Origin of the sequence: Bacillus sp. RAR_M1_44 (assembly GCF_020165935.1) — a bacterium.
In the GTDB taxonomy this organism is placed as follows: domain Bacteria; phylum Bacillota; class Bacilli; order Bacillales; family Bacillaceae; genus Bacillus; species Bacillus altitudinis.
Genome location: NZ_JAIUKX010000001.1, coordinates 1,171,910 through 1,192,417, shown reverse-complemented (window position 1 = coordinate 1,192,417; position 20,508 = coordinate 1,171,910). Strand labels below are relative to the sequence as shown.

At 41.1% G+C, this 20,508-nt stretch carries 23 protein-coding genes and 1 riboswitch; of the genes, 21 read left to right on the top strand and 2 right to left on the bottom strand.

Annotated elements, in window-relative coordinates; genetic code table 11:
* The first annotated feature begins 6 nt into the window (after window positions 1–6).
* From LCD34_RS06565 to LCD34_RS06470, 20 genes are all read left to right on the top strand, one after another.
* The gene (locus tag LCD34_RS06565) at window positions 7–1,182 is read left to right on the top strand and encodes an acetyl-CoA C-acetyltransferase (RefSeq protein ID WP_008347045.1); all 1,176 of its coding nucleotides are present in this window, start codon (window positions 7–9) and stop codon (window positions 1,180–1,182) included.
* A gap of 14 nt (window positions 1,183–1,196) precedes the next feature.
* Window positions 1,197–2,978, top strand: a complete 1,782-nt coding sequence (locus LCD34_RS06560; protein ID WP_224558688.1) for an acyl-CoA dehydrogenase family protein — start codon at window positions 1,197–1,199, stop codon at window positions 2,976–2,978.
* A gap of 110 nt (window positions 2,979–3,088) precedes the next feature.
* The gene (locus tag LCD34_RS06555) at window positions 3,089–3,445 is read left to right on the top strand and encodes an arsenate reductase family protein (protein ID WP_008356673.1); all 357 of its coding nucleotides are present in this window, start codon (window positions 3,089–3,091) and stop codon (window positions 3,443–3,445) included.
* Between the two features lie 66 nt (window positions 3,446–3,511).
* Window positions 3,512–3,895: a glycine cleavage system protein GcvH gene (gene gcvH, locus LCD34_RS06550; RefSeq protein WP_008347039.1), complete on the top strand. Its 384-nt coding sequence runs from the start codon at window positions 3,512–3,514 to the stop codon at window positions 3,893–3,895.
* Window positions 3,896–3,939: 44 nt separating this feature from the next.
* Complete coding sequence (locus LCD34_RS06545; protein ID WP_008347037.1) at window positions 3,940–4,176, top strand: YusG family protein; 237 nt, start codon at window positions 3,940–3,942, stop codon at window positions 4,174–4,176.
* A 131-nt stretch (window positions 4,177–4,307) separates the two neighbouring features.
* Window positions 4,308–4,652 (top strand): toprim domain-containing protein, encoded by a 345-nt coding sequence (locus LCD34_RS06540; protein ID WP_008347035.1) that lies wholly within the window; start codon window positions 4,308–4,310, stop codon window positions 4,650–4,652.
* An 11-nt stretch (window positions 4,653–4,663) separates the two neighbouring features.
* Window positions 4,664–4,966, top strand: coding sequence for a thioredoxin family protein (locus tag LCD34_RS06535; RefSeq protein WP_007500346.1), 303 nt, complete (start codon window positions 4,664–4,666; stop codon window positions 4,964–4,966).
* Between the two features lie 120 nt (window positions 4,967–5,086).
* Window positions 5,087–5,428, top strand: coding sequence for an SCP2 sterol-binding domain-containing protein (locus LCD34_RS06530; protein WP_008347033.1), 342 nt, complete (start codon window positions 5,087–5,089; stop codon window positions 5,426–5,428).
* A 102-nt stretch (window positions 5,429–5,530) separates the two neighbouring features.
* Window positions 5,531–5,639, top strand: a riboswitch (SAM riboswitch).
* Window positions 5,640–5,794: 155 nt separating this feature from the next.
* Window positions 5,795–6,820 carry a methionine ABC transporter ATP-binding protein gene (locus LCD34_RS06525; protein ID WP_017359288.1) on the top strand — a complete coding sequence of 342 codons (1,026 nt, stop codon included), beginning with the start codon at window positions 5,795–5,797 and terminating at the stop codon, window positions 6,818–6,820.
* The gene (locus tag LCD34_RS06520) at window positions 6,813–7,481 is read left to right on the top strand and encodes a methionine ABC transporter permease (protein ID WP_224558687.1); all 669 of its coding nucleotides are present in this window, start codon (window positions 6,813–6,815) and stop codon (window positions 7,479–7,481) included. The genes LCD34_RS06525 and LCD34_RS06520 overlap by 8 nt, the downstream gene beginning before the upstream one ends.
* Before the next feature lie 14 nt (window positions 7,482–7,495).
* Window positions 7,496–8,317, top strand: a complete 822-nt coding sequence (metQ, locus tag LCD34_RS06515) for a methionine ABC transporter substrate-binding lipoprotein MetQ (protein WP_007500351.1) — start codon at window positions 7,496–7,498, stop codon at window positions 8,315–8,317.
* Window positions 8,318–8,420: 103 nt separating this feature from the next.
* The gene (locus tag LCD34_RS06510; protein WP_003212803.1) at window positions 8,421–8,789 is read left to right on the top strand and encodes a carboxymuconolactone decarboxylase family protein; all 369 of its coding nucleotides are present in this window, start codon (window positions 8,421–8,423) and stop codon (window positions 8,787–8,789) included.
* Between the two features lie 215 nt (window positions 8,790–9,004).
* Window positions 9,005–9,142, top strand: a complete 138-nt coding sequence (locus LCD34_RS06505) for a hypothetical protein (RefSeq protein WP_008356693.1) — start codon at window positions 9,005–9,007, stop codon at window positions 9,140–9,142.
* A gap of 210 nt (window positions 9,143–9,352) precedes the next feature.
* Window positions 9,353–10,138 (top strand): Fe-S cluster assembly ATPase SufC, encoded by a 786-nt coding sequence (gene sufC / locus LCD34_RS06500; RefSeq protein ID WP_007500355.1) that lies wholly within the window; start codon window positions 9,353–9,355, stop codon window positions 10,136–10,138.
* An 18-nt stretch (window positions 10,139–10,156) separates the two neighbouring features.
* Entirely contained in the window at window positions 10,157–11,470 is a 1,314-nt protein-coding gene (gene sufD / locus LCD34_RS06495; protein ID WP_017359290.1) for a Fe-S cluster assembly protein SufD, read from the top strand.
* Complete coding sequence (locus LCD34_RS06490; RefSeq protein WP_007500359.1) at window positions 11,470–12,690, top strand: cysteine desulfurase; 1,221 nt, start codon at window positions 11,470–11,472, stop codon at window positions 12,688–12,690. Before sufD ends, LCD34_RS06490 begins: the two co-directional genes overlap by 1 nt.
* Complete coding sequence (gene sufU, locus LCD34_RS06485; RefSeq protein ID WP_008347017.1) at window positions 12,680–13,126, top strand: Fe-S cluster assembly sulfur transfer protein SufU; 447 nt, start codon at window positions 12,680–12,682, stop codon at window positions 13,124–13,126. Before LCD34_RS06490 ends, sufU begins: the two co-directional genes overlap by 11 nt.
* A 17-nt stretch (window positions 13,127–13,143) precedes the next feature.
* Window positions 13,144–14,541 carry a Fe-S cluster assembly protein SufB gene (sufB, locus tag LCD34_RS06480; RefSeq protein ID WP_017368012.1) on the top strand — a complete coding sequence of 466 codons (1,398 nt, stop codon included), beginning with the start codon at window positions 13,144–13,146 and terminating at the stop codon, window positions 14,539–14,541.
* A 335-nt stretch (window positions 14,542–14,876) separates the two neighbouring features.
* The gene (locus tag LCD34_RS06475) at window positions 14,877–15,443 is read left to right on the top strand and encodes a TetR/AcrR family transcriptional regulator (RefSeq protein ID WP_224558686.1); all 567 of its coding nucleotides are present in this window, start codon (window positions 14,877–14,879) and stop codon (window positions 15,441–15,443) included.
* A 57-nt stretch (window positions 15,444–15,500) separates the two neighbouring features.
* Window positions 15,501–17,357 carry an alpha/beta fold hydrolase gene (locus tag LCD34_RS06470; RefSeq protein ID WP_224558685.1) on the top strand — a complete coding sequence of 619 codons (1,857 nt, stop codon included), beginning with the start codon at window positions 15,501–15,503 and terminating at the stop codon, window positions 17,355–17,357.
* 78 nt (window positions 17,358–17,435) lie between these two features.
* Here LCD34_RS06470 and LCD34_RS06465 read toward each other — a convergent pair whose 3' ends face one another.
* Window positions 17,436–18,080, bottom strand: a complete 645-nt coding sequence (locus LCD34_RS06465; RefSeq protein ID WP_108611710.1) for an FMN-dependent NADH-azoreductase — start codon at window positions 18,078–18,080, stop codon at window positions 17,436–17,438.
* Window positions 18,081–18,163: 83 nt separating this feature from the next.
* Between LCD34_RS06465 and LCD34_RS06460 the strand changes: the two genes are divergently transcribed.
* On the top strand, window positions 18,164–19,102 hold the full coding sequence (locus LCD34_RS06460; protein ID WP_048002051.1) for a helix-turn-helix transcriptional regulator: 939 nt from the start codon (window positions 18,164–18,166) through the stop codon (window positions 19,100–19,102).
* A 72-nt stretch (window positions 19,103–19,174) separates the two neighbouring features.
* On the opposite strand, the gene LCD34_RS06455 is transcribed toward LCD34_RS06460, so the two are convergent.
* The gene (locus LCD34_RS06455) at window positions 19,175–20,380 is read right to left on the bottom strand and encodes a DUF418 domain-containing protein (protein WP_108611709.1); all 1,206 of its coding nucleotides are present in this window, start codon (window positions 20,378–20,380) and stop codon (window positions 19,175–19,177) included.
* Window positions 20,381–20,508 lie beyond the last annotated feature (128 nt).

Below are 20,508 nucleotides of genomic sequence, written 5' to 3'. Positions count from 1 at the left end.
GTCAAAATGAGAGAAGCAGTGATTGTAGCTGGCGCAAGAACACCAGTAGGGAAAGCCAAAAAAGGATCATTAAAACATGTCAGACCTGATGATATGGGCGCATTGTGTGTAAAAGAAACGCTAAAGCGTGCCGGTGATTATGATGGAACAATCGATGATTTAATCATCGGATGTGCGACACCAGAAGCAGAGCAAGGGCTGAATGTGGCCAGGAATATTGGGGCGTTAGCAGGTTTGCCATATACAGTACCTGCTATTACCATTAACCGCTATTGCTCTTCAGGTCTGCAGTCAATTGCTTATGCGGGTGAACGAATTATGCTTGGGCAGGCAGAAACCATTTTAGCTGGAGGCGTCGAATCGATGTCGCAAGTCCCAATGATGGGTCACTCCATTCGTCCAAACGCTCTTTTGGCAGAGCAAGCGCCTGAATACTATATGAGCATGGGCCACACAGCGGAGCAAGTGGCGCAAAAGTATCAGGTCACACGACAAGATCAAGATGCTTTTGCGGTGAGGAGCCATCAAAAGGCAGCAAAGGCACTTCAAGAAGGGAAATTTTCAGATGAAATTGTTCCCGTTGATGTGACAGAAAGACGGGTAGGAGAGCAGTATCAACTAGAAGAACGCCAATTTACGTTCTCACAAGATGAAGGTGTCAGAGCGGGCACAACAGAGGAGGTTCTCTCAACGTTACGACCTGCCTTCTCAACAAAAGGCACAGTGACTGCAGGAAACTCTTCGCAGACGAGTGATGGAGCGGCATGTGTCATGATGATGGATCGCGAAAAAGCATCTTCTCTTTCTCTTCAGCCGCTCGCCAAGTTCAGGGCGTTTGCTGTTGGTGGTGTACCACCTGAAGTCATGGGGATTGGGCCGGTTGAAGCCATTCCGCGTGCGCTGAAAATCGCTGGTCTAGAGCTAAAGGACATCGGGCTGTTTGAATTAAATGAAGCATTTGCTTCTCAGGCGATTCAAGTCATTCGTCATCTAGGGATCGATGAAGAGAAGGTAAATGTCAACGGCGGCGCCATTGCATTAGGACATCCGCTAGGCTGTACAGGAACGAAACTCACGCTGTCCCTCATTCATGAAATGAAACGGCGAAATGAACAATTTGGTATTGTGACGATGTGTATCGGCGGGGGCATGGGAGCAGCAGGCATTTTTGAATTGATCTAAAGGGGGAAAACAGGATGAAAGCAATGGAAGAAGTAAAAAAGGGTGGCAGTTTCTTAATTGATGAGACGAATTATGAGCATATCTTTACACCAGAGGATTTCTCTGATGAACATCAAATGATCGGGAAAACAACAGAAGATTACATTTTACAAGATGTCGTTCCGCACATCGATCAAATTGAAAATCATGAATTCGAGCATTCTGTTCGTCTCTTGAAAAAGGCTGGAGAGCTTGGCCTGCTTGGTGCGGATGTTCCTGAGGAATTTGGCGGGCTTGGGCTAGATAAAATCAGCTCAGCCATCATTACTGAAAAATTTGCAAGAGCAGGCAGCTTCTCTCTTTCTTACGGCGCCCATGTCGGGATCGGTTCTTTGCCGATCGTGCTGTTTGGCAATCAAGCGCAAAAGGAAAAGTACCTGCCAGGACTCGCCTCTGGAGAAACAATTGCGGCCTATGCCCTAACAGAGCCAGGGTCAGGTTCTGATGCGCTAGGTGCGAAAACAACGGCAGTCCTGAATGAAGCTGGAACACATTATGTCCTCAATGGGGAAAAACAATGGATCACAAACTCCGCATTTGCCGATGTGTTTGTCGTGTATGCGAAGATTGATGGTGAACACTTCTCTGCTTTCATCGTAGAAAAGGATTTTCCTGGAGTCAAAACAGGACCTGAAGAGAAAAAGATGGGCATTAAAGGGTCCTCGACGAGAACGTTAATCCTTGAAGATGCCGAAGTACCAAAGGAGAATTTGCTTGGTGAAGCAGGCAGAGGTCATGTCATTGCTTTTAACATTTTGAACATTGGACGCTATAAACTGGCTGTAGGTACAATCGGTGCATCAAAACGAGTCATTCAATTATCGGCAGAGTATGCCAATCAGCGTAAGCAGTTTAAAACACCAATTTCTCAATTTAGCTTAATTGGCGAAAAAGCAGCCAACATGTCGGCAAAACTTTATGCCATGGAAAGTGCTGTATACCGCACAGTCGGGTTATTTGAACAAAGAATGGGTCTGTTAAGTGACGTGGAGCAAAAGGATGGGAAACAAATTGCGCAATCCATTGCAGAATATGCGATTGAATGCTCTCTTTGTAAAGTGCTTGGCTCTGAAACGCTCGATTACATTGTGGATGAAGGTGTGCAGATTCACGGCGGATATGGTTTCATGCAAGAATACGAAGTCGAAAGAGCCTATCGCGATTCACGAATTAACCGTATTTTTGAAGGAACGAACGAAATTAACCGATTGCTTGTGCCAGGCACCTTCTTGAAGAAAGCGATGAAAGGAGAGCTTCCGCTTCTTCAAAAAGCGCAAACCCTACAGGAAGAGCTAATGATGATGATGCCGGAAGAGCCGGGTGATCAGCCGCTTGATCAAGAGAAATACTTACTTGCCCATGCGAAAAAGATCGCCTTGATGGTGGCAGGTATGGCAGCGATGAAATATGGGAAAGCATTAGACAAAGAGCAAGAAATCCTTGTGAATATAGCAGATATCGTCAATGAACTCTTTGCTGCTGAGTCGGCGGTCTTGCGTACGGAAAAAGCAATCGCAGCATCAGGCGCAGAAAAAAATGCACAAAAGCTTGCGTATACACAAATTTTCACGCAGGAAGCCTTTTTAAAGATTGAAGCTCATGCGAAAGAATCATTGATTGCCATGGAAGAAGGAGATTCACTCCGTATGAGTCTGTCAGCCCTTCGCAAGCTGACAAGATTCACGCCAATGAATGTCATCGCCAAAAAGCGCGAAGTGGCGAAACGAATCTTTGAAGCAGAGAAATATATCGTATAAGACGGCTGAAAAGGTGCGGATATCATGTCGCACCTTTTTGTAAGCATACATTTAGGTTTTTCATATGTTTTGTGATAAAATGTTGTCACTATTTGCAGGAGGTGAAAATGGTGGCTTTAGATTTTTACGAATACCCATCTTGCGGTACATGCCGAAAAGCAAAGAAATGGCTGGAAGAACACAATAAAGACATCAACAGCATACATATCGTCGAAGAGACGCCTGATAAAGAAACATTAAAAGCCCTTTACGAAAAAAGCGGTTTAGAGCTGAAGAAATTTTTTAATACGAGCGGTCAGAAATACAGAGAGCTGCAGCTGAAAGATAAACTTCCTGCAATGTCAGAGGACGAGCAGCTTGAATTACTTGCGTCTAACGGAATGCTAATCAAGCGTCCAATTACAACAGACGGCAAACGAGTGACAGTTGGATTTAATGAAGATACATTTAAAAGCGTCTGGAAATGATGTAACTTTCATTCAGATTGTGGTATCTTCAATATAGATTGTAAGAAAAGACTGGAGGGGTATGAAATGAGCACACCAAAAGATTTACGTTATTCAGAAGAACACGAATGGGTCAAAGTAGAAGGAGATAAGGTGCGTATCGGTATTACGCATTTTGCTCAATCTGAGCTAGGCGATATCGTGTTCGTTGAGCTTCCTGAAGTAGGAGACAAAATTACAGCGGACGAGCCTTTCGGAAGTGTAGAATCAGTCAAAACAGTTTCTGAACTATACGCACCGATTAACGGCACAATCGTTGAAGTAAACGATGAGCTTGATGACAGCCCAGAGTTCGTCAACGACTCTCCATACGAAAAAGCTTGGATGATCGTAGTAGAGCCAGCGGACGCATCTGAAATCGAGAACTTAATGACAGCTGAGCAATATGAAGAAATGACAAAAGAAGACTAATTCATGTGAAATTGGACACTCTACCTATATGGGGGGTGTCCAATTTGTCTTTTCAAAAAGAACAGGTGGATATAACAGAGCATGTCACTGGACGATTCAAAGAGAGCGGCATGGTGCTTTACCATCAAAACGAAGAGATTGGCACGATGATTAGTGAAAATCAATATGAATTAAAATCAGGTTATTCCTATGATCAAAACCGTTTTTATCGTCTGTCAGATACGTTGACCCATGGGACTGAAAAATATGTAGACTGTGACGATGAAAATGGCTGGTGCTAATCACAGATAAGGCTGTAGTGAGTGAATGCTACAGCCTTTTTGTTGATCAAGTGCCCAATCTTTACAACCCGAATGAAAGATTGTAATCTAAGGAAGAAGTGAATCAACGTCAAAAGGGCCAGGTGATCGTGATGAATGTCGAGATAGAAAAGGTCATCATTGTAGAAGGTAAATCAGATAAACAGAAGCTAAAAGAAGTCATAAGTGAACCTGTTACCATCATTTGCACCAATGGCACGATCAGTACATCGAAGCTGGATCAGCTTGTGGACGATTTATTCGGGAAAGACGTTTACATATTAGCAGACAGTGACGATGCTGGCGACAAACTGCGGAAGCAATTCCGAAAAGAATTCCCTGAAGCACTGCATCTTTTTGTCGACAGAACGTACCGCGAAGTGGCCGCTTCACCGTCAGCCCACATTGCATCTATTCTATTAGCTGCAAACATTGATGTTCATTCGAAATATTTATAAGGGTGACGTATATGAAAGAGATTGAAGAGCATGAATTCAAGGAGATAGAGGACGATTTATTTCTTTTGTACTTATATACACCATTTTGCGGAACATGCCAGCTGGCAAAGAAGATGCTGGCAGTGGTTGATGCCATGCAGCCGGAAGTTCCTTTTTATGAAAATAACTTAAATTACTCGCCAAGTTTTGCAAAAGCATTTGAGATCGAAAGTGTCCCTTGCTTTCTCCTGTTTAAAAAGGGTGAAATCGTGCAAAAAGGCTATGCCTTTCACTCCGTTCCATATCTTCACGAAATGATTGAAACCGCTAAATAAAGCGGTTTTTTGTCATATTTCAAGCAATTCATTTGAAAATTTGTCGAGCTATTTATAAAGGACAAGCCGATGTTTGTAGAGAAATGTTATGTATAACCAAATGACAGGGAGGTTATACATGTGGAAAATGTGAAAGCCCATGGAAGTGCAGGGCAGCGATTATTGTTAAAGCCGTTGCTCTCATCATCATCCTTGAAGATTACATTTGAGGCGGAAACGGACTCTTGTACATTGATTGTGGATGAACGTGGTGAAGTGAAGAAACTACCTGCAATTGAGTTATCGGATCTCATCTTTTATGGTGAGCGAAAAGAGATTTTGCAATTATTAGATGGAGACATGTCCTTACAGCAGCTGATCAGCAGAGGACAAGTGAAAGTGAAAGGCTCATTTCGAGCTCTTCTAAGACTAGAAGCGGTACTTTGGCTGACGAACGGTTTTTTTCGAAAAATGATAACGTAGTCGTTTACTTGGAAATTAGCGATTTACAGCGTTGACATATCTCAGATAGCATGATATTCTACGTTAGTAAAAACATGAACATCACATAAAACAACATATTTTCTCTTATTAAGAGAGGTGGAGGGACGTGCCCTATGAAACCCGGCAACCGTCAGCATAGCTGAAATTGGTGCCAATTCACTCAAAGCCGCAACGCTTTGAAAGATGAGAGAAAGGCGTATTTGATATAAAAGGCCTTTCTGCTTGCGTTGCAGTTAGGTCTTTTTTACTGACCTTGCGTCAGGCTAGCGTCATAACAGTCGGAAGAATAAATGAACGTATGTGATGGCAACCTATAGATTCAGCAAGAAAGCAGGTGAACAGACTGTGATCCATTTACAGAATGTATCAAAAACGTATCTTTCAAAAAGCGGAAATGTTGATGCCGTGAAAGACGTCAACTTGGATATCGATAAAGGTGAAATATTCGGAATTATCGGGTATAGCGGCGCTGGGAAAAGCTCCCTGATTCGCCTATTAAACGGTCTGGAGTTGCCAACAGAAGGAATCGTTGAAGTGGCAGGCAACCGGATCAATGAAGTATCGAATGCGAAACTTCGGAAAGCAAGACAAGAAATCAGCATGATTTTCCAGCACTTTAACTTGCTCTGGTCAAGAACAGTGAGACAAAATATTATGTTCCCGCTCGAGATCGCAGGTGTACCAACGTCAAAACGGAGAGCTCGTGCAAACGAACTGATTAAATTGGTCGGTTTAGAAGGAAAAGAAAATGCATATCCTTCTCAGCTCAGCGGCGGGCAAAAGCAGCGTGTAGGGATTGCGAGAGCATTAGCAAATGACCCAAAAGTTCTGCTATGTGACGAAGCCACTTCTGCGCTTGATCCACAAACAACGGATTCCATCCTTGAGCTTTTAGCCGATATTAATAAACGACTAGGACTCACCATTGTATTGATCACACACGAAATGCACGTCATTCGCAAAATTTGTCACCGTGTGGCAGTGATGGAGAATGGCCGTATTGTCGAAGAAGGCGAAGTATTACGTGTCTTCAGACAGCCGAAAGAAGAAATGACGAAGCGATTCGTGAAACAGCTTGCTGAACCAGAAGAAGCAAAAGAAACGATCGAGCACGTCCTAGAGAGAGTAAAAGAAGGTCAGGTCGTCAGGTTGTCCTTTATTGGAGATTCTGCCGAACAGCCGCTGATCACGGAAATTATTCGATCCTTCAAGGTCGATGTGAACATCCTGCAAGGAAAGATTTCTCAAACGCAGGAAGGCGCGTTTGGAACACTCTTTATCCATATTAATGGAGACGAGAACGAAGTTGAAAAAGCCATCGCCTATATCCAAAGCAAACAGGTTGAAATCGAGGTGATGACACATGTTTGAGAAATGGTTTCCGAACGTTGATCTAGAGGTTATTTGGAATGCGACAGGTGAAACGGTCTATATGACACTCATTGCATTAGCGTTTGCTTTTGCTATCGGCATCATCCTTGGGCTGTTGCTCTTTTTGACAAGTAAAGGCGGTTTGTGGGAAAACAAACCAATTAATGCTATCATCGGCGCAGTAGTCAACATTTTCAGATCGATTCCCTTTATCATATTAATCATTCTATTATTAGGATTTACTAAACTAATTATGGGCACGATATTAGGTCCAAATGCAGCATTACCAGCCCTTGTCATTGGCTCAGCCCCTTTCTACGCACGTCTTGTCGAAATTGCACTGCGTGAAGTAGACAAAGGAGTCATTGAAGCAGCACGATCTATGGGAGCAAAAACGTCGACCATTATTTTCAAAGTATTGCTTCCAGAATCACTGCCAGCCCTTATTTCAGGAATTACTGTAACAGCGATTGCTCTGATTGGCTCTACTGCGATTGCAGGAGCAATTGGAGCAGGCGGACTTGGTGACCTTGCTTATGTAGAAGGATACCAATCTGGTAATACAGATGTCACACTTGTAGCCACTGTGTTTATTCTGATCATCGTCTTTATCATTCAAATAATCGGTGATTTGATTACAAATAAAATTGATAAACGTTAAGGGAGGAATTATTCATGAAGAAATTGATTTTAAGTGCACTATTTCTAGCATTTGCAGGCATTTTAGCTGCTTGCGGTTCATCAAATAACGCAAGCGATAACAAAACCATCACGGTTGCCGCTTCAAAAACACCACATGCCGAGATTCTTGAAGAAGCAAAACCACTTCTAAAAGAAAAAGGCTACGATCTAAAAGTGAAAGTACTGAGCGATTATAAAATGTACAACAAAGCATTAGCTGAAAAAGAAGTGGATGCGAACTTTTTCCAACATATCCCTTACTTGAACGAAGAAAATAAATCAAACAAAGATTACAACTTAGTGAGTGCTGGTGCCGTTCACCTTGAGCCTTTCGGTATCTACTCTAAGAAATACAAATCAGTAAAAGATATTCCAAACGGCGGCACGATCATCATGACAAACAACGTAGCTGAGCAAGGACGTATGCTTGCCCTATTACAAAATGCTGGTGTGATCAAGCTTGATCCAAAAGTAGATACAATCAACGCAACAGTCAAAAACATCAAAGAAAACCCGAAGAACCTAAAATTCAAAAAAATCGCTCCTGAACTAACAGCGAAAGCTTATGAAAACAGTGAAGGCGACGCTGTATTTATTAACGTTAACTATGCGATCCAAAATAAATTGAATCCGAAAAAAGATTCAATCGAACTTGAGCAAACGAAAAACAACCCGTATGCAAACATCGTCGCTGTTCGCAAAGGTGACGAAAAATCAGAGAAGATCAAGGTATTAATGGAAGTTCTTCACTCTGATAAAATCAAAGAATTCATCGACAAAAAGTATGATGGTGCAGTATTGCCTGTATCTGAATAACAACTTGTAAACCTCGCTTCATGAAAGCGAGGTTTTTTTGTGTATTTTTTCAAATCTCGCTCATAATAAAAACGAACAAATGACTTGAAGGGATGGAATGAAGATGAATGAACAACATATGAGCGGATCGATGCAACAATCACTGACGGATTATAAAACGGCAATGGGTGAATTTCAGAAGAAAATGCCGGTGTTTGGCAAGAAATTTAATGAATTTACGGAGCAGTGCTTTCAGAGCGATTCCTTAACACAAAAAGAAAAACAAATGATTGCCCTTGGCATCAGCATTCATGCACAAGATGAATATTGCATGATCTATCATACAAAGGGAGCGCTCGACCAAGGCGCAACAGAAGAGAATTTGCTGGAGGTCGTCAGTGTGGCGGCAGCGTTTGGCGGCGGTGCTGCGCTAAGTCAAGGCATCACAGTTGTTCAGCAATGTATTGATGAATTTGGAGGACAGACGCATTAAGGGAAGGATAAGATGGTATTTTTCCAAATCAGGGAGTTGAGTCGTTCTCAGCCGGTTGTGTGAGAAAATATGCCAGCATAGCGTGTTATATCCCTTTTGAGTGAAGCAGCATGCCTTTGATACAATGAAGCTACACTCAAAGAAGGGAATGGTTTATTATTTGTTCGGACCAGAGTACACTGGGATTGGATTATACCGCCGAGATGGAAAAGGCCATGCATCAATCTCATGGCATGAGTTATGCAGAGTATGAAAGAGACCATGACTTACGAATGAAAGTAGAACTTAAACGAGAGCAGTCCTATCGAGATGAGAAAAGACAGCTCGCAAAAATGAATATACGAGGCTATTGATAGCTAAGGGGCGGGGAGAATAGTTTCCCGTCCTTTCTTTATGAAAACAGTCTTTTCGACATAAATCCTTTTATCTACCTGTATTTTTTGTTAGAATTTTGAGAGCATCCTCTCACGCTTGTCGTGAATGTGTTGTATTCACTTTTAATTTGTTATAAAATTAGAATGAGAATAAATTGAGAATAATGATTATTTTGGAGGTATCGATATATGACTGCTTCGACATTAACAATTAAGGACTTGCACGTTGAGATTGAAGGGAAAGAAATCTTAAAAGGTGTAAACCTAGAAATAAAAGGTGGAGAATTCCACGCAGTAATGGGACCAAACGGTACAGGTAAATCTACTTTATCTGCTGCAATCATGGGCCACCCTAAGTATGAAGTGACAAAAGGCAGCATTTTGCTTGATGGCGAAGATGTTCTTGAAATGGAAGTAGATGAGCGCGCTCAAGCGGGTCTTTTCCTTGCAATGCAATATCCATCTGAAATTAGTGGTGTAACAAATGCAGACTTCCTTCGTTCGGCTATTAACGCACGCAGAGAAGAAGGCGATGAAATCTCTCTCATGAAATTCATCCGCAAAATGGACGAAAACATGGAATTCCTTGAAATGGACCCAGATATGGCACAGCGCTACCTAAACGAAGGTTTCTCAGGCGGGGAGAAAAAACGTAACGAAATTCTTCAATTAATGATGATTGAACCAAAAATCGCCATCCTTGACGAAATCGACTCTGGTCTTGATATCGATGCACTGAAAGTTGTTTCTAAAGGGATTAATAAAATGCGAGGCGAAAGCTTCGGCTGCTTAATGATCACTCACTATCAGCGCCTATTGAACTACATCACACCAGATCACGTTCATGTTATGATGCAAGGACGTATTGTGAAATCTGGCGGACCAGAACTCGCGCAGCGTCTAGAAGCAGAAGGTTATGACTGGATTAAAAAAGAGTTAGGAATTGAAGACGAAACTGTTGGTCAAGAAGCGTAAGCGTTAGGAGGATTATTGATGACATTAGAAACGAAATTATCAGTAGATCAAGATTATGTCAAAAGCTTCTCCGAGAAGCATCAGGAACCGGCATGGATGAGTTCCCTTCGCTTACAGGCTCTTGAAAAAGCAGAAGACCTTCCAATGCCAAAGCCTGACAAAACGAATATTTCAAAATGGAATTTAACCAATTTCAAACAGCATACAGTTGAAAGTGCGCCATTTGGATCTTTAGAAGAGCTTCCTGAAGAAGTGAAATCTCTTATTGATTTAGAGGACACAGATAAGACAGTCTATATTCAGCGTGATCAAACGCCAGCATACTTGTCTCTTTCTAATGAAGCAAAAGACAAAGGCGTGATCTTCACTGATATCCATACTGCGATTCGCGAACATGGAGACCTAGTGAAGAAATATTTCATGACTGATGCAGTGAAAGTGGATGAGCACAAACTAACAGCTCTACATGCTGCTTTAGTGAATGGCGGAGCTTTCCTCTATGTACCGAAAAACGTAGAGCTTGAAGCACCAATTCAAGCCGTTTATCTTCATGAAAATGACGAAACAACGTTGTTCAACCATGTCATCGTTGTAGCAGACGATCATAGTGCTGTGACATATGTCGAAAACTACATCAGTACGGCAACACCAGAAGAAGCGATCTTCAATATCGTGTCTGAAGTCTTCACAGGTGCAAATGCCCGCGTCACTTACGGTGCAGTGGATAACCTTGCAGAAGGTGTGACAGTCTATGTGAATAGACGTGGTATGGCAAATGGTCGTGACAGTAAAATCGAATGGGCGCTTGGTCTGATGAATGATGGAGACGTTGTGTCTGAAAACATCACAAAGCTTATGGGCGACGGTACATTCGGAGATACGAAATCAGTTGTTGTTGGCCGCGGGAATCAAACGGAAAACTTCACAACAAGCATCATCCACTTCGGTAAAAACTCTGAAGGGTATATCTTGAAGCATGGTGTCATGAAGGATCAAGCATCCTCTATCTTTAACGGAATTGGTAAAATCGAGCATGGCGCAACGAAGTCAAATGCAGAGCAAGAATCTCGTGTTCTCATGCTGAGTGAGAAAGCACGCGGTGACGCTAACCCAATTCTTTTAATCGATGAAGATGATGTAACAGCAGGACACGCTGCGTCTGTTGGGCGTGTTGATCCAATTCAACTCTATTACCTCATGAGCCGTGGGATTTCCAAAGAAGATGCAGAAAGACTTGTCATTTATGGCTTCTTAAATCCAGTCGTCAAAGAACTGCCGATTGAAGGAGTTAAAAAGCAGCTCGTTTCTGTGATTGAAAGGAAAGTAAAATAATGAATATCAAAGACGTTCGTGAGCAGTTTCCAATCCTTCATCAGCAAGTGAACGGACATGATTTGGTGTATTTGGACAGTGCAGCGACATCTCAAAAACCACGAGTTGTCATTGATGCAATGAATGAGTATTACCGGTCTTACAACTCGAACGTCCACCGGGGTGTTCATACCCTTGGCACAAAAGCAACGGACGCATACGAGGGTGCAAGAGAAAAAGTTCGAGCATTCATTGGCGCTTCTTCTGTCCAGGAGATTATTTTTACTAGAGGTACAACAACAGCACTGAACACAGTGGCAATCAGCTATGCTAGAGCAAACCTTAAAGAAGGCGATGAGATCGTCATTACGCATATGGAACATCATGCGAATATCATCCCTTGGCAGCAGGCAGCAAAAGCAACTGGCGCCACATTGAAATATATTCCGTTACAGGAAGACGGCACGCTGTCGCTTGAAGATGTGAAGCAAACCATCACACATCAAACGAAAATCGTTGCTGTCACACATGTCTCAAACGTATTAGGAACCATCAACCCAATTAAAGACATCGCAAAGATTGCTCACGATCACGGTGCAATTATCGTCGTCGATGGTGCCCAGAGCACCCCGCACATGCAAATTGATGTTCAGGACTTGGATTGCGACTTTTTCGCCTTCTCTGGGCATAAAATGTGTGGACCGACTGGCATTGGTGTTCTTTACGGGAAGAAGGACCTTTTGAATAATATGGAGCCTGCTGAGTTTGGCGGTGAAATGATCGACTTTGTGGATCTATATGATTCTACATGGAAAGAGCTGCCGTGGAAATTTGAAGCGGGAACACCGATTATTGCAGGAGCAGTTGGACTCGGAAAAGCGATTGATTTCTTAAATGACATCGGTATGGAGGAAGTCAGCCGTTACGAGCATCAGCTTGCGACTTACGCACTTGAGCGCTTTAAGGAGCTTGAAGGTGCCACGGTTTACGGACCGCAGCACCGAGCTGGACTTGTGACGTTTAACTTAGACGACGTCCATCCTCATGATGCCTCAACTGTTCTAGATACGGAAGGTGTCGCCATTCGTGCTGGACATCACTGTGCACAGCCGCTCATGAAATGGCTTGGTGTATCAGCGACTGCAAGAGCAAGCTTCTATCTGTACAACACAGAAGAGGAGATTGACGAGCTCATGGCAGCGCTCCGTAAGACAAAGGAGTATTTTACGAATGTCTTTTAATGTAAACTTAGACACACTGTACAGACAAGTGATTATGGATCATTATAAAAATCCGAGGAACAAAGGTGTGTTAAACGACAGCATTGTCGTCGATATGAACAACCCAACGTGTGGTGACCGCATTCGTCTCACGATGAAAATCGAAGACGAAAAAGTCATCGATGCGAAATTTGAAGGAGAAGGATGCTCGATTTCGATGGCATCTGCCTCTATGATGACGCAGGCGATTAAAGGGAAAGATATTGAAACAGCTTTGAAAATGTCTCAGATTTTCTCCGATATGATGCTAGGAAAAGAATACGACGATTCCATTGATCTTGGTGACATTGAGGCGCTGCAGGGAGTCGCAAAATTCCCGGCGCGCATCAAATGTGCAACATTATCCTGGAAGGCGCTTGAAAAAGGCGCATCTGCCGAAGATAACGGCAAATCATAAGATTGGAGTGAAAATGGATGGCTAAAAAAATGCCAGATGTTGGTGAATATAAATACGGCTTTTCTGATAAAGACGTTTCCATTTTCCGTTCAGAGCGCGGACTGACAAAAGAGATCGTTGAAGAAATTTCTCGTATGAAAGAAGAGCCTCAGTGGATGCTCGACTTCCGTTTGAAATCTCTTGAGCACTTTTACAACATGCCGATGCCACAATGGGGCGGAGATTTAAATGCATTAAACTTTGATGAAATTACGTACTACGTAAAACCATCAGAACGCTCTGAGCGTTCTTGGGATGAAGTACCAGAAGAAATCAAACAAACCTTTGATAAGCTTGGGATCCCAGAAGCAGAGCAAAAGTACTTAGCAGGTGTATCTGCTCAGTACGAATCTGAAGTTGTGTATCACAACATGAAGCAAGATCTTGAAGATTTAGGCATTGTGTTTAAAGATACAGACAGTGCATTAAAAGAGAACGAAGACATCTTCCGTGAGCACTGGGCAAAAGTCATTCCTCCGACTGACAACAAATTTGCTGCGCTTAACTCGGCTGTATGGTCTGGTGGTTCATTCATCTACGTACCAAAAGGCGTAAAAGTAGATACACCACTTCAAGCATACTTCCGAATCAACTCTGAGAACATGGGTCAGTTCGAACGTACACTGATCATCGTTGATGAAGGCGCACACGTGCATTACGTAGAAGGCTGTACAGCTCCAGTTTACACAACAAACTCACTTCACAGTGCGGTTGTTGAAATCATCGTCAAAAAAGGCGGCTACTGCCGTTATACAACGATTCAAAACTGGGCAAACAACGTCTTCAACCTTGTGACAAAACGTACGATTTGTGAAGAGAATGCAACAATGGAATGGATTGATGGAAACATCGGTTCTAAGCTGACAATGAAATACCCAGCGGTTATCCTAAAAGGTGAAGGCGCTCGTGGTATGACATTAAGTATTGCCTTAGCAGGTAAAGGTCAGCACCAAGATGCAGGTGCAAAAATGATTCACCTTGCACCAAACACATCTTCAACGATCGTATCGAAATCGATTTCCAAACAAGGCGGTAAAGTCACATACCGTGGAATCGTTCACTTCGGACGCAAAGCAGAGGGTGCACGCTCAAACATCGAGTGTGACACACTCATCATGGATAACAAATCAACATCTGATACGATCCCTTACAATGAAATCTTAAACGACAACATTTCATTAGAGCACGAAGCGAAGGTATCAAAAGTATCAGAAGAGCAGCTATTCTACTTGATGAGCCGCGGAATTTCTGAAGAAGAAGCAACAGAAATGATCGTCATGGGCTTCATCGAGCCATTCACAAAAGAACTACCAATGGAATACGCCGTTGAAATGAACCGTTTGATTAAGTTTGAGATGGAAGGTTCAATCGGTTAATAAAGACATTGAAACACAACGCTTTTTGAAGACATTTAATTTCGAGTGATACCACTTGTTAATTAAAACCCTTCATGGCGTTGTGTTTTTTAGTGGGGAAAAAATACAGTATGAACCCTCAAAAAATAGCTCTTACTCACATTCATGATGGAATCACAGAAATAATGTCGTTCGTGAAGTCAGGTCAATCCCTCCAAACACATCATGATTATCATTAAAGCCATCATAATTTTCTGTGGACGCATTTTTCATCAAACTCTTTTCTAAATGATCATAAATACTTGCAACATATAATTTAGTACTGTATAGTTCTAATCATGACAAAGATAAAATTAATGAATCAAAAACGTGTACTTGAAGTAGCTGCAACTTTATTTTTAGAAAAAGGGTTTGCTTATACAAGTATGGATGAATTAGTTCGTGTAAGCAAAGTGTCAAAGTCTAATGTGTACTATCACTTTTCTAATAAGGAAGAATTATTAGAAGGGGTCGTTGATTATTGGATTGATATGTATCAAGCTGCAATGGATGACGTACTGTCTCAGACCCAATTTTCAGTTGAAGATCGTACCCAAATGTTTTTAAAGCAATTATCACAAGGCGTTCAGTCGAGAGAGTATAAGGGCGGCTGTCCATTTATTACTCTTTATATTCAAAGTCCTGCACAGGCCACACAAATAAAAGAAAAAATAGGTCTTTTTTTTACAGGATTACAAAAGAAAGTTTCTCTGTTACTAAAACAAGGGGTAGAGAATGGAGAATTCAGAAAGACGATTCATATTGATGAAGTGGCATCACTTTTTATGACAAATCTTGAAGGAGCGTTATTTATTTCAGAAACATTGAAGGATGCCACTGTCATTACAAAAACAGCAGATCATTTATTTAACTTGCTTCGATAAAGAAGCATTTTTTTTACATCAAATTAGTACTGTTTAGTACTAAAAAGGAGACCTCATATGAAAACAGTATTTTTAATTGGTGGAACAGGGTTTATCGGAAAGCAATTAGTCGAAGAATTAGCGAAAGAGGATGTGAACATTCTTCTTTTAGTGAGGTCAAAAATTAAAGCAACACGCATTTTTCAAGAAAGAGGCATTTTAAAAGAGGCAGTGATGCACTTTGTTGAAGGTGATTTGACGAAAGTCGATTTGGGTCTAAGTCCTGAAGATCAGGAGAGGGTATTGAAAACGGATGTGATCATTCACGCAGGAGGCCCTATGGATATTCAAGCGACCAGTAACGAGGCAGCTTCCGTCTTTTTGAATGGCGCCAAACATATAAGTGAATTAGCTAAAAGAATTCATCAATTGAAGGGCTTGCAGCAATTTATCCATGTTGTCGGTTATATGAGTCCCTTTGATGATCAAAATAGCAAGATTGCCATCGACGTGTTTGAAGAAGGAAACGATTACTTGAAAATAAAAAATCCTTATGAGAGAACAAAGTTTTTAGCAGATCTTTATATTCGTCAGCAGGCATCAGCAGTAGGTTATCCGCTTTCTATCATTAATCCGCCAACTGTCGTTGGAAGTAGTCAAACAGGGAGTACAGAGCAAATTGCAGGATTGGGTTTGCTTGTAAAGAGTATGCGAAGAGGGCTCATGCCGGTGATTCCTGGAGGTAAGGACTATCGGTTACCACTTATTTCAAACGATGAGTTTGCGAAGTGTATTGTACAGGTTTTCAAGTTGGAGCAGCCGGCTATTCAAACATATACACTTGTTGAAGACAAAGAGCACGATCAGAACGTTGCTGGACTATTAAGTATGATGTCAGAAAGTATGAATATGAAGGCACCTAGCATTTCTGTTCCTATGCCACTGATGAAAGCTATCATGAAGAGTGGTGTCAGTAAACTCACAAACATTCCTTCTGACGGATTGAATTTTATGACAAAACGAACGTTTTCAAATGTTTCAGCGAAAAAAATAATGGGAGAAGATTGGTTTAAGAAGACGAGTGTCATGACATTTTTCCCTGCTGTAGTAGCTGATCTAGATTATCGAATGATGGATCAACATGGTGAGCAGCATCATTTATTTAAACGAACATTATGCGATAACACGACCCTTTACCAATTACAAGGAAAGGGGAAGCCGTTTATTTTATTACATGGTTTATTGAGTGATGGAGAAGATATATTTCCTTTAGCACAAGAGCTTCATGAGAAAACAGGTCAACCTGTATGGATCTTGGATCTTCCTGGTTTGGGGCGTTCTCCTTTTAAACGAGAGAAACATCTTCTAGATATCTATTTAAATGTAGTGAAAAAAGTAATAGAGAAAGCGACGAATGGTGCACATCTAATCGGCCATTCATTCGGTGCGTATATTCTTCTAGAAGCTTTGGCACAAAAGTATATAGATAAGAAGTATTCCATCACTTTACTTCAGCCGCCTGTTGCTAAAAAAAATGCTAAATCGCTAAATGTTCCACAATGGATGAACAAATGGTCATTAAAATTAGCAACTCCTAAAATGATAGAGCGTTATGTGTTAAGAAAGGGTTTGTTTGAAAGCACGGAGAGCATCCCTGAACATTATATTGAAAAAACCAGAAACAGCTTTACGTCTCCTAGAATTTTAAATACGACGGTTCAGCTTAACCATTTATTACTGAAAACCGATCAAGGTGACTTTAAAGAAGTTACAAAGGATCATCTTCACATGATTTGGGGGGAGTATGACAGAGGCTATTCTGCGCCATCGCATCTTGGGAAGGTTGATTTTGTTCCGTATGGCCATCATTTCCCTCTTAGCCATCCGAGTGAAACGGCAGCATTAGTCATCAATAATATTTGTACTAGCAGATAGGAGTCACCCCAAAACGAAAAAATAAGATTGATGACAAGTGAGCAAAATTTTTCGTTCGGGGTCTTGAAAAAATAGAGGTTAACGAGGTGCATAAAACGCATCTAAGGTTTTCGTCATATCATCAGATGCAGATTGTAAGATCACATCTTGCTCTAAAATCGCTGTCCCTTGTGCCCGGACAATATGAAATTGTTGAAAGCCCATCAAGTTTTGGAAAATTTCCTTTAGATAATAATATGAAAATTCCAGTGGTGTGTACCGATCATTATTTGTGAAAATTGAGCCACTTGCTTGAAGCAAAAGTACACGATAATCGTCAGTCATCAGACCAACTGAACCATTTTCTGTATATTTAAACGTTTCTCTAGCAATTAAGATATTATCTATATAATCTTTCATTCGTGAAGTCACATTGAAATTATGAACAGGTGATACAATCACAATTCGATGATGTGCTTTGAATTGAGCCAATAGAGCAGATGAAGCAGCGGCGATTTTTTCTTCGGCAGCTGTTAATGATTGTTCAGATGCTTGCTTATCCCAAATTCCTAGCAGCTGGTCTATTTCGATACGAGGAACTTCAGTTCCATATAAATGTAAAATGGTTGGTTCCTCATGAGGAAATCTTTCTTTAAACTGCTTTAAAAATAGTGTTTGCAGTTTGTTTGAATAACTTTCTCGATGAGTGAAATCTGGGTGCGCGTTAATGATTAGTGTTTGCATATACATGCTCCTTTTCTTTTGATAAACTGAGTATAAAATAAAAAGGTGACACAACATGGCACCTTTTTCAGAAGGAAAATCAAATGAAAAAATCAGAACGATTAAACCAAGAGCTTATTTTTTTAAGCGATAAATACTCATTTCAATTAAAAGATTTAGAAGCGGAATTCGGTATTTCTAAACGTACGGCTTTAAGAGATATGGAAGAGCTAGAGTCCATGGGCTTAGCTTTTTATGTTGAAAATGGCAGACATGGAGGATATCGGCTCGTGAATCAATCTCCATTGGTTCCGATCTATTTTCAAATAGATGAAGTTCAAGCCATTTTTTTCGCTCTTAAAGCCCTAGATCTGTTGTCAGCAACACCGTTTAAAAAGTCTTACTCACAGATTCGTCAAAAACTGTTTGCTACAATGTCTGATGAGAGAAAACATCGGATCACGGAGATTTTGGATGTGATTCATTACTATCATGTCGCGCCAGTGAGTGAACAAAATCATTTGGATTTGATATTGCAGGCAATGATGGAAGATCAAATCGTGAAGATGACATACACTCAATATGAACATAAAAGGATCAGGCTACAATTTCTTGAGTTGTTTTATCGAAATGGAATTTGGTTTACCGAAGCATTTGATGTTCAGAATAAAAAGTGGGGCGTCTACAGATGTGATTGTATGACGGACATGATGATCGAAGAAGAAACGAAAGACACTTTTACGAAGGAAGAATTAAAAGCACTGCAGCTCGAGTACGAAAAAACTTATCATGATATCTCTTTTAAATGTCGATTAACGGAACAAGGGAAAGAGAAGTTTTTGAAGAATCATTATCCGAATATGAGATTGGAGATCATTGATGATACGCCTTATATTGTAGGGGGGTACAACCAAGAAGAATTATCGTATATGACTCACTATTTGATCTCATTTGGGAAACATATCAAAATTGAATACCCCGATGAATTAAAAGAGAGTTATTTGACTCAATTGCGAGAAATGATGGATCAATATATAAAATGAACGGATTGTATCTGAAACACAAAAACTCAACACATGAAAAAAGGCGAACTGTCGTAATTCGCCTTTTTTCTATTACTTCGCCGCCTGAAATGTATTTGTTTTCGATTTGTCATTGATCTTTCCATACGTCAGCTGACGCCAGATAAATTCCATCGGTCCAGACTTAAATCGCTTTAACCATAACGTACTGAAAAGGACAAGGAAGGCATACACGCCAATGCCAATGAAGAACGTACCAGCGGGTTGAAGATGATCTGCAAGTCCGGCTCCATATTTCAGAAACAGCACTGTTCCAATGATCGAGTGAAGCAAATAGCAGGTCAGGGACATCCGTCCGACCTTGGTAAAAATCATCAAAGCACCTCGCAGCTGAGGAACATGCAAAAACAGCATCGCAAGTGAACTCATATAGAACATACTGCCAGTCAATCCCCCATTTTGCTCAAGTGCAGAGACAATGTTCATCCATGGCGTATGTTCAAAAGGGGTGACCGCTGTCATAATCGTACTGCCTTGTGTGATAAGAAAAGCGATTGTACAAATCATCCAAATACGATTCCAAATCGCTTTTTTCGTCTCCATGTTTTTGAAAAACGACATTTTCACAAAATACACACCAAGTAAAAACATGAAGAACATGGAATAGACGGTGGAAAATGAGCTCGAAGCCATCGTGAACATATCTGTCCACCGGTCACCTATCGATGCTAAATAAGTCAGACTGTTGTGACTGTTCAATTCAAAATCGGCAAAATCCGGCTTGCCTGATGATCCTGTTCTGATGGTGTTGAGCAGCATTGAGAAAAGAGGCGTGAGCAATTGAATCACAAAGAGTGTGATCAGCCAGTACAGGATGGTTTTGGCTGTGCGTTTGTAAAAGAAAAGCAGTAAGAAGCCCGCGACAGCATAATAGGTTAAAATATCTCCAATCCATACAAACGTGACATGCAGAAGACCAATCCCTAAGAGAATGGTTAATCTGCGAGCAAACAACTTGTTCGGGCTGTCCACCTTTTGAGCGGCTCGATCCATAAATATCATAAAACCAACCCCGAATAGAAAAGAAAATAACGTAATGAATTTCCCTGAGGCGAACCAATTCACCAAGTTGTGAAATACATCATTAGACTCCATCTCAAATCCCTTGACCGAATCCACAATCAAAAAATAGTTGACCAAAATAATCCCCATTAAGGCGAATCCTCGTACGATATCCAAAAAATGCACCCGTTCTTTGAGACTCATTGGTTGTCCGTGTTCTACTTTGCTTACATTCATATTAATGCTCCTTTTCATGTATTGGATCTAAAGATAGATCCTTCAATGAATCAATATACAGGTCAATTCTTAATCATTTATGAAGATCCAATTTTTTGAAAATAAATGTGACAACTTGATGGCAATTG